The sequence below is a fragment of the Pilosibacter sp. NGB245 genome (assembly GCF_057397225.1).
The window spans coordinates 1,977,088-1,989,795 of sequence record NZ_CM171584.1 but is presented as its reverse complement, the minus strand read 5'-3'; the positions used below and the strand labels follow the sequence as shown (position 1 = coordinate 1,989,795).

Below are 12,708 nucleotides of genomic sequence, written 5' to 3'. Positions count from 1 at the left end.
ACAGTGACTTTCCTAAGCTGGAAATTCGCTGGAGATGCAGAAAGAAATACAAAAACATAATAACGGCGGGGGATGAAAGTTTGGGTTCTCCGCCTACGGCAGACCACGGTAAGTTCGGAACAAATATGTCAGACTGGCGGTGGCTGGAAACAATATATGAAGGACATAGAATATGATACATGATTTTCTCCCGGTATGCCGGGCAGATATGGAAAAAAGAGGCTGGGATCAGTGCGATTTCGTCTATGTGTGCGGGGACGCCTATGTGGATCATCCGTCGTTCGGATCGGCGATCATCAGCCGTGTGCTGGAATCCTACGGATATAAAGTCGGGATCATCGCCCAGCCGGACTGGAAGGATAAGGAGAGCATCCAGATCCTCGGAAGACCGAGACTCGGCTTCCTCGTGAGCGCCGGAAACATGGACTCGATGGTAAACCATTATTCCGTCTCGAAAAGAAGGCGCGATAAAGATTCCTACACGCCGGGCGGTGTGATGGGAAAACGGCCGGATTACGCGGCGGTTGTCTACTGCAACCTGATCCGCTCGGTCTACAAAGACATCCCGATCGTGATCGGTGGGATCGAGGCGAGCTTACGTCGTCTCGCACACTACGATTACTGGTCAAACAAAGTAAAACACTCGATCCTCGTGGACTCTCAGGCGGATCTGATCTCCTACGGAATGGGAGAAAAGTCGATCGTTGAGATCGCGGACGCCTTAAATTCCGGGCTTGATGTGAAGGACATCACATTCATCGACGGAACCGTCTATAAAACGGACAGTCTGGATTCCGTCTACGATGCGGTGATCCTGCCGTCCTATGATGAGATCAAAACGGATAAAAGACGGTATGCGGAGAGCTTCGGGATCCAGTATAAGAATACGGATGCGTTCTCCGGAAAACGCCTGGTGGAGCCGTACCGCGACAATTTATATGTGGTCCAAAACCCACCGGCAAAACCGCTCTCCGTCCAGGATATGGATGATGTCTACGCGCTCCCGTATATGAGAAAATGGCATCCGTCCTACGATGCGGCGGGCGGGATCCCGGCGTTCTCTGAGGTGAAATTCAGCCTCATCAGCAACCGCGGCTGTTTCGGCGGCTGCAGCTTCTGTGCGCTGACCTTCCACCAGGGCAGGATCATCCAGGTTCGGAGCCATGAGTCTATTATCGAGGAGGCCAAATATCTGACAAACGAGCCGGATTTCAAAGGCTATATCCATGATGTCGGCGGTCCGACGGCGAACTTCCGCTTCCCGGCCTGCAAAAAACAGCTGAAATACGGAGCATGTCCGGGAAAACAGTGTCTGTTCCCGAAGCCATGCGAGAACCTGATCGCGGATCACACGGATTATATCGCACTCCTCAGGAAACTCCGGGCGCTTCCGAAGGTCAAGAAGGTCTTTATCCGTTCCGGAATCCGTTTCGATTATGTGCTCGCAGATAAAAAGAAGGATTTCCTCCGGGAACTCTGCATGTACCATGTCAGCGGACAGCTGAAGGTCGCGCCGGAGCATGTCTCCGACCAGGTCCTCCGCCTTCTCGGAAAGCCGGAAAATGCGGTCTACGAGAAGTTCGCGCAGGAATATAAAAAGATGAATGAGAAGCTCGGGTTAAAGCAGTACCTTGTCCCGTATCTCATGTCCTCCCACCCGGGTTCCACGCTGAAAGAGGCAGTGGAGCTTGCGGAACACCTGAGAGACCTCGGCTACATGCCGGAGCAGGTACAGGACTTCTACCCGACACCTTCGACGATATCGACCTGTATGTACTACACGGGACTCGATCCGCGGACGATGGAGCCGGTCTATGTGCCGACGAACCCGCATGAAAAGGCGATGCAGCGTGCCCTGATCCAGTACCGGAATCCGGACAACTATGATCTTGTGAAAGAGGCACTGATCAAGGCCGGACGAGAGGATCTGATCGGATTCGACCAGAAATGCCTGATCAAGCCGCGGAAGATGGCGAAAGACATGGCGGGCGGAGGCCATTCCGGTCATTCGGGAAAAGCGGCTTCCGGCAGAGGCGGTTCCGCCCGGAGAGATGGCGAAAGACATGGCGGAAATAACGGCCGCGCTGCGTCACGGTCCGAGAAGAGCAGAAATGACAGCCGCTTCGCATCGCAGGCCGGAAAAACCAGAAATGACAGCCGTCAGACCGTATCAGGCAGGGCGAAAGGGATGGCAGGCCAGACCGGCGGCAGGAAGCCGAAACCAAGACCGCAGCAGGGAAGAAACAGGAAATAAAGAACGGTCCGGGATCATATCAGAACAGATACCGGTCAACATTTCATTCAGAAAGGCAGATCACATGAGCGGAAAGAAAATTGCGATCGTGACCGGCGCGTCATCGGGAATGGGACGGGAGATGGTGTATCTTCTCGCGGATCATTTCGCAGCGCTGGAGGAGATCTGGGTAGTCGCGAGGAGAAAAGAGAGACTCGAGGAGCTTGTCGGAAAGGTTCCGGTCCGTCTTCGGATCCTGCCGCTTGATCTCACGAGTGAGGAGGACCTCGGCGCACTCTCCGTCCTTTTAAAGAGAGAGCAGCCGAACGTCAAGATCCTGGTAAACGGCGCAGGATACGGAAAGACCGGGGCGGTCGGAACGATCCGGCGGGACCTCTCGGTCGGCATGGTGCGCTTAAACGATGAGGCGCTGGTTGCCGTGACGGAGATGGTGCTTCCGTATATCTCAAAGAACAGCAGGATCATCCAGTTTGCCTCCGCGGCGGCGTTTATGCCCCAGCCGGGCTTTGCTGTCTACGCGGCATCAAAATCCTTTGTGTTAAGCTACAGCCGGGCGCTGGCCGTGGAGCTGAAGAAGAAAAATATCTATGTGACGGCAGTATGTCCGGGGCCGGTGGAGACGGAATTCTTCGGGATCGCCCTGGACGGGGGAAAACTCGCTCCGATCAAGAAGATCACGATGGCGGAGCCGAAAAAGGTAGTAAAAAAGGCACTCATGGACAGCATGAAAGGCAAACGGATCTCAGTGTACGGACCTTGGATGAAGGCGTTTTACGTTCTCTGCCGGATCGTTCCCCACGAGATCTTAATGGGGTTTATCAACTGGTAACTGCCGGACCGCACACCGCATGCGGGCTGGTCTTACGCATCACATACAGCAATAGAAAAAGGGACTGCGGACATCTGAGCAGTTCTCGGAAAAGAGGAAAAAGATTTGAAATTACGACTGGAAAAAGGAACCTATGGATACAGGACTGCCTACAAAAAGCGTCAGCTTTTCTTCGTTGTCCTGTTCATCCTGGCGATCGTGGCACAGCTTATCTTAAGAAATTTTGTCACGGAGCAGATCTATAAGAATCTCGTCACGATCAGTGCGATCCTCACGGTACTCCCAATGGCGAACCTGGCATCACCGCTTGTCGTCGCATTGAGGATCCCGGAGGTCCCGGAGGAACTCCACAAGGCGTGTCTCCCGTACGAGGACAAATTCCCGATCTTATATGATCTGGTCATCACCTCCAACGATCTGATCATGCCGGTCGATGCGGCGGTCGTTCATCCGACCGGAGTGTATCTCTACTGCACGAACCCGAAAGTGGACCGGAAGAAAGCGGAGAAATTTTTAAACGAGATGTTAGTCGGCTGGAAGCTGGACGGAAACGCGAAGGTCATGAACGAGGAGAAAAAGTTCCTACGGAGGCTTTCTGAGCTTAAGACCGTCACAGAGGAAGAGGATGACGGAAGTGCTCCACATGTTTTAAAGTTATTAAAGAGTCTTTCCATGTAGGGGAATAAAAGATGAGAGAGATCGTGATTGAAAAGAACGAGGCGGGACAGCGACTGGATAAATTTCTCGCGAAGTACATGAATGAGGCGTCGAAGAGCTTTTTCTATAAGATGATGCGCAAGAAGAACATCACGCTGAACGGGAAAAAGTGTGAGGGAAATGAAAAACTCGCCGAAGGCGATGTCGTGAAGCTGTTTCTTGCGGAGGACACCATCGAAAAATTTTCCAGTGTTCAGGTGCAGGAGGTAAAGAAAGTAGATCTCGATATTCTCTATGAGGATGACGAGATCATTCTGGTCAACAAACCGGCGGGGATGCTGTCGCAGAAGGCTAAGGAGACCGATGAGTCTCTGGTGGAGTATCTGATCGATTATCTTTTGGGGAGCGGCAAGCTCACGGAGAACGGACTCCGCGCGTTCCGCCCTTCGGTCTGCAACCGTCTGGACCGGAATACCAGCGGTATCGTGGCAGCAGGAAAGTCTCTGGCGGGTCTTCAGATGCTTTCCGGCGTGTTTAAAGACCGCTCGATCCACAAGTATTATCAGTGTCTTGTATCCGGTGTGATCCGGGATGTGAAGACGGTGGACGGCTGGCTTTTAAAGGATGAGAAGAAGAATCAGGTGCGGATCCTCACGGAGGCGGAGGCAAAGCGATTTGGAGGAAGAGACGGAGACGAGGAGCCGAAACGGATCCGGACAAAATATGAGCCGATCGCGACGGACGGAAGGTTTACGCTGCTCAAGGTGACACTTCTGACAGGACGTTCCCATCAGATCCGCGCCCATTTAGCGTCTCTTGGGCATCCGATCGTGGGAGATTCCAAGTACGGCGGAGTTTCGAAGGTGAACCCCTCAGGGCGGACCGTGAAGTATCAGCTCCTGCATTCTTACCGTCTGGAGTTTCCGAAGCTTGCGGAACCGTTTGCCTATCTTTCCGGGAGGGTATTTGAGGCGCCGATGCCGGGATATTTTGCTTCGGTGCTGAAAGAGACCGGGATCAGGCTGTAAAACTTGGCAGCGCCGGACAGGAATGTGGCAAGCGAATGGTTGACATAAAAAACTTATGTAAATCATTCAAAAATATTTGCATTGATGATAAGGAACAGCTATGGGAACATGGAAAACCAGGGGCCTTCGTGGTTCCACGTTGGAAGATCTGATCAACCGGACCAATGACAGTTACCGGGAAAAGAAGCTGGCCCTGATCCAGAAGATCCCGACCCCGATCACGCCCATCGAGATCGACAAAAAGAGCCGCCATATCACATTGGCGTACTTCGATATGAAAAGTACAGTCGACTATATCGGCGCGGTTCAGGGGATTCCGGTATGCTTTGATGCGAAGGAATGCGCGGTGCGGACGTTCCCACTTCAGAACATCCACCCGCACCAGATCGCGTTCATGAAGGAATTTGAAGCCCAGGGCGGAGTTGCCTTCATTATCCTCTCCTTTACAGCGGAGAACGAGATCTATTATGTTCCTTTTGATGTGGTGAACCGTTTCTGGGAACGGATGGAAAAGGGCGGAAGAAAAAGCTTTACCTATGATGAGGTGGTGCCGGAGGCGTACAGGATCCGAAGCCACCGGGACATGTATGTCCATTACCTGGAAGGGATCCAGCAGGATCTTGACCGGAAGGAAGAAAAAGGAGGAGACGGCGAATGATTGAGATGGTCATATGGCTCGTTGTGATCGCGGTGTTTGTGTTCCGGGCGTTAAAACAGAACGGGACACTGGACGAACTCTTTGCGGGGGCAAAGAAGCGGAAAGAAAATCAGGCAGAGCGCGTGGTGTACGAACAGCCGGAGGAAGGCTCCGGGAAGAAGGAGAAGAAAAAGGGGCCGGGGATCCGGGTTCCGAAGCACACAGGTCTTGCGGTGACTGCGGTTGTGATCGTCCTTGCGGCGGCAGTGCTTTCCTTTGACAGCTTCTATACTCTTTCCGAGGAGGAGATGGCGGTGGTCACCACGTTCGGAAAACCGGCAGTGGAGGAGGCATCAGGTCTTCACTTTAAAATTCCGGTGATCCAGCGCGTGACTAAGGTTTCCAAGGCCATCACGGGTATGCAGATCGGCTACACGACGGACCCGGCCCGGGCGGACGGCGCCTCCATAGACAATCCGGTATCTATCGAGAACGAGAGCCTGATGATCACAAAGGATTTTAATCTGACAAACGTGGATTTCTATGTGGAATACATGGTCACGGATCCGGTTCAGGCAGTGCGCCACAGAAGTGTGTACGAGTCTATCATCAAAAATCTGGCTCAGAGCTACATCCGCGATACCGTCGGCGTTTATAATGTTGATGATGTGATCACTACCGGAAAGACTCAGATTCAGGAGCGGATCAAAGAGCAGCTCACAAACCGTCTTGTCGAGGAAAATATCGGATATGGAATCTACAACGTGTCGATTCAGGATACGGAAATGCCGAGAGATGATGTGGCGAATGCGTTCAAGGCGGTTGAGGATGCGAAACAGGGCATGGAGACGGCGATCAACTCCGCAAAGAAATATCAGTCTGAGAACATTCCGGAGGCGAAGGCAAAGGCCGATAAGCTTTTGCAGGATGCCGAGGCATACAAAGAGCAGAGGATCAACGAGGCAAACGGACAGGTGGCGCGTTTTGAGGACACATACGCGGAATATGTGAAGTACCCGCTGATCACAAAAAAGCGTATGTTCTATGAGACTATGGAGGAAGTTCTTCCGGATCTCAAGGTCATCATCACCGGCGGAAACGGCACACAGACGTTGCTGCCGTTAGAACCATTTTCAGAGGCAGCTTCCGGCAACGCAGCACAGACGGGAGGAGGGAACTAAATGAAAAAGACAGGAAAAAGAATCATAGGAATCGTTGTTCTTCTTCTGATCGTTGTTCTGCTTCAGGGAAGTATGGTGAGCACATACAATGACGAGTATAAGCTCATTCTCCAGTTTGGAAAAGTGGTCCGGGTGGTCGAGACGCCGGGTCTCAGCTTTAAGATCCCGTTTCTTCAGACAACGCAGTCGATTCCTAATTATGAGATGATCTATGACCTTATTCCGAGTGAGGTTAATACAAGGGATAAAAAGGTGATGGTAACGGATTCCTTCGCATTGTGGAGTGTTACAGATCCGCTGGCATACCTGTCCAGACTCGGAGCGAACAAGGCAAATGCGGAAAGCCGAATTTCCGTTGTTGTATACAATGCTGTGAAAAATGTCATTTCCTCCACGGATCAGGCAGATGTGATCTCCGGCCGTGACGGAAAGCTGGCAGAGATGATCACGGAAAAGATCGGTTCTTCTCTGGACAGCTACGGAATCAAGGTAAAAAAGGTGGAGACGAAGCTCTTAGACCTTCCGGATTCCAACAAGGAGGCTGTTTACCAGCGTATGATCTCTGAACGGCAGAATATCGCTGCCGGATATATCGCAGACGGTGAGTACCAGTCCAATGTCATCAAGAACAGCACAGATAAGGAAGTCTCCATCATCATTTCCGAGGCGCAGGCCCAGGCGGAGAAGATCCGGGCGGAAGGCGAGGCAGAGTATATGAGGATCCTTTCCGGCGCGTACAATGACGAGGGAAAGGCCGATTACTATAATTATATCCGCAGTCTGGACGCGTTAAAGGCGAGTCTCAAGGGAGATAATAAGACGATCATTCTGGATGAAAATTCAGAGCTTGCGAAGATCCTCAGGGGAAACTATTAAGGAACGGCCAGGATAAAACCGCAACAGCGGAAAAATCCTGTGAAGCAGTGATGCTGTGGACCCGGAACGATCCGGACGAAGCAGGCTGCTGCGGGACATAACCGCGGTCAGTAAAAAAGATCGTGGATGTCTGATAAATAATGATACGGTAAAGGAGAAGGGTTATGTCAAAAGTAGTTGATTATTTTCTCAAGTATGTAGCATTCGATACGCAGTCAGCAGAGGATGCGGGGACAGTTCCGAGTACGGAAAAACAGTTCGCTCTGGCGAAGCTTCTGTCCGAACAGTTAAAGAATATCGGGGTGAAGGACGTCTCCATGAGTGAGCACGGTTACGTGTACGGAACGATTCCGGCAAACGGGGATTATAACTGCCAGACTGTCGGCTTCCTCGCGCATATGGACACTTCACCGGATTGTCCGGATGAGAATGTCCGCCCACAGCTCGTCAAGCACTACGACGGAAAGGATATCACTTTAAATAAGGCACTCGGTGTAAAGATGACAACAAAGATGTTCCCATTTTTAAAAAACTATGTGGGGCAGGATCTGATCACCACCGATGGAACTACACTGTTAGGTGCAGATGACAAGGCGGGAATTGCTGAGATCATGACCATGGCGGAGACACTTCTGACACACCCGGAGATCCCGCACGGAACCATCAAGATCGCTTTCACACCGGACGAGGAAGTCGGACACGGTGTTGACTTCTTTGATGTTCCCGGCTGGGGCGCAGATGTGGCTTATACCGTTGACGGCGGCGCCTGGGGCGAGATGGAGTATGAGACCTTCAACGCAGCATCCATGAAAGTCACGATCCATGGAAGTAACATTCATCCGGGCAGCGCGAAGAACAAGATGAAAAACTCAATCCTGATCGGTCTGGAATTCCAGTCGATGCTGCCGGAGAACGAGAAGCCGCAGTATACGGAAAAATATGAGGGATTCTTCCATCTGAACAACATCGGAGGAAATGTGGAGAATACAACTCTCCACTATATCGTCCGTGACCATGATATGACGCGGTTTGAGGAGAGAAAAGCACTCGGAAAGAAGATCGGCGAGTTCCTGAACGCGAAGTATGGTGAGGGAACAGTCGAGGTGGAGATCGCAGATACCTACTACAATATGGCTGAGAAGATCCGTCCGCATATGTACCTGATGGATGTGGCTGCTGAGGCATTTAAGGAGCTTGGCATCGAGATTCCGGCGATCAATCCGGTCCGCGGAGGCACGGATGGATCGAGACTTTCCTACATGGGACTTCCATGTCCGAACCTCTGTACCGGCGGACATAACTATCATGGAAAGTATGAGTTCATCTGCATTCAGTCCATGGAGAAGACCGTGGAGCTGCTTCTTAAGATCGCAGAAAAGTTTACGAAGGTTGAGAAGCAGGCATAAAATCTGGATCAGGATATGGCTGTTTAGAAAATGCGGGAGGCGCTGGATGTCGCTTCCCGCTTTTCTTTTTGGATGTATGAATGTAATTTAGAACATGTCTTTATATTGAAGGGGCAGAGCATTCATGATATAATCATGCGCAGAAAGGCGGTACAGATTATGATAAAAATGATTCAAAGACGTCTGGACGCGATCCTGCATTGGAATATTTCCTTTGTGGGCGGTTTCCTCGGCGGTTATGCAATCCTTTCCCATGCCGGAGTCTTCGGCTCCGCACAGACGGGAAACCTGATGGAGATGGCTTCGAACGTCCGATTTATGGAATGGGAGGAAGTGGGACTCCGTCTGCTGGCGATGGTGATCTTCGCCTGCGGTGTGATCGCCTCCTATATGCTGACAAACTATACAAACTTACATATGCGGAAGCTGGCGATCTGGGTGGATGCGGCCGGTCTCGGACTTACGGCCCTGCTGCCGGATTGGTTCTCGCCGATTGCGGGCGTTTACCCGATCTTTTTTTGCTCGGCATTCCAGTGGGGTGTATATTCCGGCGCAGATGGTTTCAACAGTGCGACGGTCTTCATCACAAACAACTTCAAACAATCCGTCCTCGGCTGGACGCAGTATGCGTTGACGAAAGATAAAGAATTTAAGAGAAAAGCGGTGCTCTACAGCAACACGGTACTTATGTTCTTCCTCGGCGCTCTCCTCGGTGTCACTGGTGTAGCTGCCTTCGGCAACGCCCTCGGCGCCTGTGTAGGTTTTATTCCCCTTGCCGTCGCCCGGATCTTTATCAGTATCGGTGAACTTCCGGTAGAAGATGAGACTCCGGAGGAGACAGAGGAAGAGGCAGAAGAGATGATGGAAGAGGCGAAGATTTTGGAGAAGGAAGAGAAGAAGAAAATTTAAAAATTGGATATTTGATGAACGGGAATGGGCAGTTGATTCAGGGATGGGTCGGCTGCCTGTTTTGTATATCGGGAAATGCCGAAAAATTCCCTGGTACACAAAAAGACACGAATGTGCGAATGATAGTAAACGCTCCAAAAATCACCTAAAAGGCAGAAAAATATGGTAATATAAGAGTTATATAAAAGGTAAATTCTGTGGATTCAGGTGCGGCTCAGTCAGGAAGAGAAAGCTGACGGAGAAAACTGGGATCTGCGAGATTTGCAGGTGATGGCGGCTATTTTCAGACATGGAATAATATCAGGAATTCGTTGCAGAGAAGAAATGAACTGAAAGGAGACAGGATGAAATATCTGGCACACATAGAAGGGGAACGGGAACAGACCATAAAAGAGCATTCCATAGGAACTGCCGAATTGGCAGCAATGTTTGCTAAAGCATTTGGCAAAGATGATTGGGGATATTGTGTCGGAATGTTGCATGATATTGGTAAGTATTCTGAGCGGTTTCAGAAGAAAATTCAGGGAGACAACAATATTAAAGTGGACCATTCAACTGCAGGAGCAAAAGTATGCTATGAGATGGGTGGCTTATATGGGATCTTAAGCTATTGTATTGCCGGGCATCATGCAGGTTTGCCGAATACGGGGACTATATCAGGATTGGATAAATCGAGTCTGTTTGGACGATTGAAGAAAGGGGTGGATGATTTTAGCCGTTATAAAGATGAAATAAACATTCCATGTTTAAAAACATTTCCTTTCAATCCCCAGAAGACGGTAACTCCGGATTTTTCACTTAGTGTTTTTATTCGGATGATGTATTCCTGCCTGGTAGATGCGGATTTTTTAGACACAGAATATTTCATGGAGAATGGAGCAACAAATCGAGATGCGGGCGATCCGTTAAATAAGTTATATCAAAGATTATACAACCATGTAGGCGGTTGGCTGTCAAATGAAAATTTGGAAACTATTAATGGACGGCGCAGTGAAATTTTACGACATTGCATTGCTTCAGGAAAAGAAGAACCGGGAATGTTCCGCCTTACGGTGCCAACCGGAGGAGGAAAAACATTGGCATCTTTGGCATTCGCTTTGAAGCATGCAATCGAATACGGGATGGAACGGGTAATTTATGTAATTCCATATACGAGCATAATTGAGCAGAACGCAAAAGTATTTCGGGATATATTGGGCAGCCAAAATGTTCTCGAAAATCATTATAATGTGGACTATGAATCTTCCGAGGAATTTCGACCAATGCAGCTTGCAGCGGAGAACTGGGATAAACCAGTTATTGTCACAACGAATGTTCAATTTTTTGAGTCCTTGTTTTCTAATAAATCCTCGAAGTGCCGGAAATTACATCGAATTGCAAATAGTGTGATCATATTTGATGAAGCGCAAATGCTGCCAACTGATTATCTAATCCCATGTCTGGCGGTGATGGAAGAGCTGGTTCAAAACTATCACTCAAGTCTTGTTCTTTGCACTGCAACACAACCTGCATTGGATGGATTGTTTCGGAATGAATGGAATATTCGCGAATTATGTCCGAGAAAAGAAGAGCAGTTTCAGTATTTTACGAGAACAAGTTTCCGGACAATTGGCAGAATCAGTGAGGATGAGCTTGTGGAACGTTTAATGGAAGAAGAACAAACACTTTGCATTGTCAATACAAAAGCGCGGGCACAATCCGTGTACGAAAAATTAAAAGGGAATGGAAAAGAGCACGTGTACCATCTTTCCACATCAATGTATCCGAAACATCGAATGTCCGTGCTTCAGAAAGTGCGGGAGAGATTAAAACAGAAAGAAGGGGAGTGCAGAAAATCCTGTATTTTAATAGCCACGAGTTTGGTGGAAGCAGGAGTTGATCTTGATTTTCATTCGGTATACCGTCAGCTTGCGGGAGTTGATTCTATGATTCAGGCTGCAGGTAGGTGCAATCGTGAAGGAAAACAGGCAGCAGAAGATAGTAATGTCTACATCTTTTCATTGGCGGAAAGAGAGTACATGCCGGGGCAGAGAAAACAAATGGATGTAGCAAACTCGCTTATGAACCGGGGGATGGATTTCTCGGACCCAGAAACTGTTGAACAATATTTCAGAGAATTGTATTATCTTCAAAGAAATGTCTTGGATAAAAAGAATATCATGGGTGAGTTTAAAAAGAACAGTTACAATTTCTCGACAGCTGCAAAAGAGTTCAAACTGATAGAAGAGAATACAATTTCGATTTTGATTCCGCGCGAGGAAGAGGCGAAACAGATCTTAAGCGAAATTCGTTGTAAGGGATATACGAAATCATTGATGAGAAAAGCAGGACAGTATTGTGTTAATGTATACGAGAAAAATTTTAAAATGCTGTATGATGCCGGGATGCTTCGGGCAATATCGGAGGATATCAGGGATTTGTATGAACTTTGTAAAGAAGATGAGTATACGAAGGAATGGGGGCTTACATTAAAAATCGAATCAGGGATGGGAGTATTTTATTAGTGGTCGAGAAAAAGGATCGTTAATTGTTTCTAAAATGGAGGTCCAACGGGATAAAACGTTTTATCCATGTTGGACCTTGCTCTGTGTTGGCAAAACTGTCAACATTTCAACCCACAGCTTATATTGAAAAATAAGAGCTGACAAACAAATTATAATATAAAATAATTTGTTTGTGTAAAAAACATAGGTCGAATATCGATTAATTTATATGGTTCATATATGACAAATAAAATATTTCGTTGAAAGTTTATCCAACAAAAATACAATTGGTGTTGATTTTAAAATTTGAATGTGATATAGTATAGATATAAAAAAACAGACAATATATCACAAAATAGAAAAATGAACAACATCAGCGAACGAAACAGGAAAATGCACATTCGAACTTTGCAAAGTTAAAAATCACATAAGTATTACAGGAAGAGGT

The 12,708-nt window shown here is 48.7% G+C and carries 10 protein-coding genes; all 10 read left to right on the top strand.

Features of this window, described 5'->3' with window-relative positions:
- The first annotated feature begins 172 nt into the window (after positions 1–172).
- The 10 genes from ACXMYH_RS08905 to cas3 all read left to right on the top strand — a co-directional run bounded on the left by ACXMYH_RS08905 (position 173) and on the right by cas3 (position 12,281).
- Positions 173–2,254 carry a YgiQ family radical SAM protein gene (locus ACXMYH_RS08905; protein ID WP_486554725.1) on the top strand — a complete coding sequence of 694 codons (2,082 nt, stop codon included), beginning with the start codon at positions 173–175 and terminating at the stop codon, positions 2,252–2,254.
- 64 nt (positions 2,255–2,318) lie between these two features.
- A complete protein-coding gene (locus ACXMYH_RS08900; RefSeq protein ID WP_486554724.1) occupies positions 2,319–3,083 on the top strand; it encodes an SDR family NAD(P)-dependent oxidoreductase in 765 nt (254 codons plus the stop codon).
- Between the two features lie 105 nt (positions 3,084–3,188).
- On the top strand, positions 3,189–3,761 hold the full coding sequence (locus tag ACXMYH_RS08895; RefSeq protein ID WP_486554723.1) for an O-linked GlcNAc transferase-like protein: 573 nt from the start codon (positions 3,189–3,191) through the stop codon (positions 3,759–3,761).
- Positions 3,762–3,772: 11 nt separating this feature from the next.
- Complete coding sequence (locus tag ACXMYH_RS08890; RefSeq protein ID WP_486554722.1) at positions 3,773–4,768, top strand: RluA family pseudouridine synthase; 996 nt, start codon at positions 3,773–3,775, stop codon at positions 4,766–4,768.
- A gap of 100 nt (positions 4,769–4,868) precedes the next feature.
- The gene (locus tag ACXMYH_RS08885; RefSeq protein WP_486554721.1) at positions 4,869–5,426 is read left to right on the top strand and encodes a Holliday junction resolvase RecU; all 558 of its coding nucleotides are present in this window, start codon (positions 4,869–4,871) and stop codon (positions 5,424–5,426) included.
- The gene (gene hflK, locus ACXMYH_RS08880) at positions 5,423–6,586 is read left to right on the top strand and encodes an FtsH protease activity modulator HflK (RefSeq protein WP_486554720.1); all 1,164 of its coding nucleotides are present in this window, start codon (positions 5,423–5,425) and stop codon (positions 6,584–6,586) included. The genes ACXMYH_RS08885 and hflK overlap by 4 nt, the downstream gene beginning before the upstream one ends.
- The gene (hflC, locus tag ACXMYH_RS08875; protein ID WP_015554456.1) at positions 6,587–7,462 is read left to right on the top strand and encodes a protease modulator HflC; all 876 of its coding nucleotides are present in this window, start codon (positions 6,587–6,589) and stop codon (positions 7,460–7,462) included.
- 164 nt (positions 7,463–7,626) lie between these two features.
- Positions 7,627–8,868, top strand: a complete 1,242-nt coding sequence (pepT, locus tag ACXMYH_RS08870; protein WP_486554719.1) for a peptidase T — start codon at positions 7,627–7,629, stop codon at positions 8,866–8,868.
- A 159-nt stretch (positions 8,869–9,027) separates the two neighbouring features.
- Complete coding sequence (locus tag ACXMYH_RS08865) at positions 9,028–9,777, top strand: YoaK family protein (RefSeq protein ID WP_486554718.1); 750 nt, start codon at positions 9,028–9,030, stop codon at positions 9,775–9,777.
- Between the two features lie 344 nt (positions 9,778–10,121).
- Entirely contained in the window at positions 10,122–12,281 is a 2,160-nt protein-coding gene (gene cas3 / locus ACXMYH_RS08860) for a CRISPR-associated helicase Cas3' (protein ID WP_486554717.1), read from the top strand.
- Positions 12,282–12,708 lie beyond the last annotated feature (427 nt).

Excerpts from the sequence above, each read along its gene's own strand:
- ACXMYH_RS08905 (WP_486554725.1), top strand. The coding sequence starts at position 173 with ATGATACATGATTTTCTCCCGGTATGCCGGGCAGATATGGAAAAAAGA.
- ACXMYH_RS08900 (WP_486554724.1), top strand. The coding sequence starts at position 2,319 with ATGAGCGGAAAGAAAATTGCGATCGTGACCGGCGCGTCATCGGGAATG.
- ACXMYH_RS08890 (WP_486554722.1), top strand. The coding sequence starts at position 3,773 with ATGAGAGAGATCGTGATTGAAAAGAACGAGGCGGGACAGCGACTGGAT.
- ACXMYH_RS08885 (WP_486554721.1), top strand. The coding sequence starts at position 4,869 with ATGGGAACATGGAAAACCAGGGGCCTTCGTGGTTCCACGTTGGAAGAT.
- hflK (WP_486554720.1), top strand. The coding sequence starts at position 5,423 with ATGATTGAGATGGTCATATGGCTCGTTGTGATCGCGGTGTTTGTGTTC.
- hflC (WP_015554456.1), top strand. The coding sequence starts at position 6,587 with ATGAAAAAGACAGGAAAAAGAATCATAGGAATCGTTGTTCTTCTTCTG.
- pepT (WP_486554719.1), top strand. The coding sequence starts at position 7,627 with ATGTCAAAAGTAGTTGATTATTTTCTCAAGTATGTAGCATTCGATACG.
- ACXMYH_RS08865 (WP_486554718.1), top strand. The coding sequence starts at position 9,028 with ATGATAAAAATGATTCAAAGACGTCTGGACGCGATCCTGCATTGGAAT.
- cas3 (WP_486554717.1), top strand. The coding sequence starts at position 10,122 with ATGAAATATCTGGCACACATAGAAGGGGAACGGGAACAGACCATAAAA.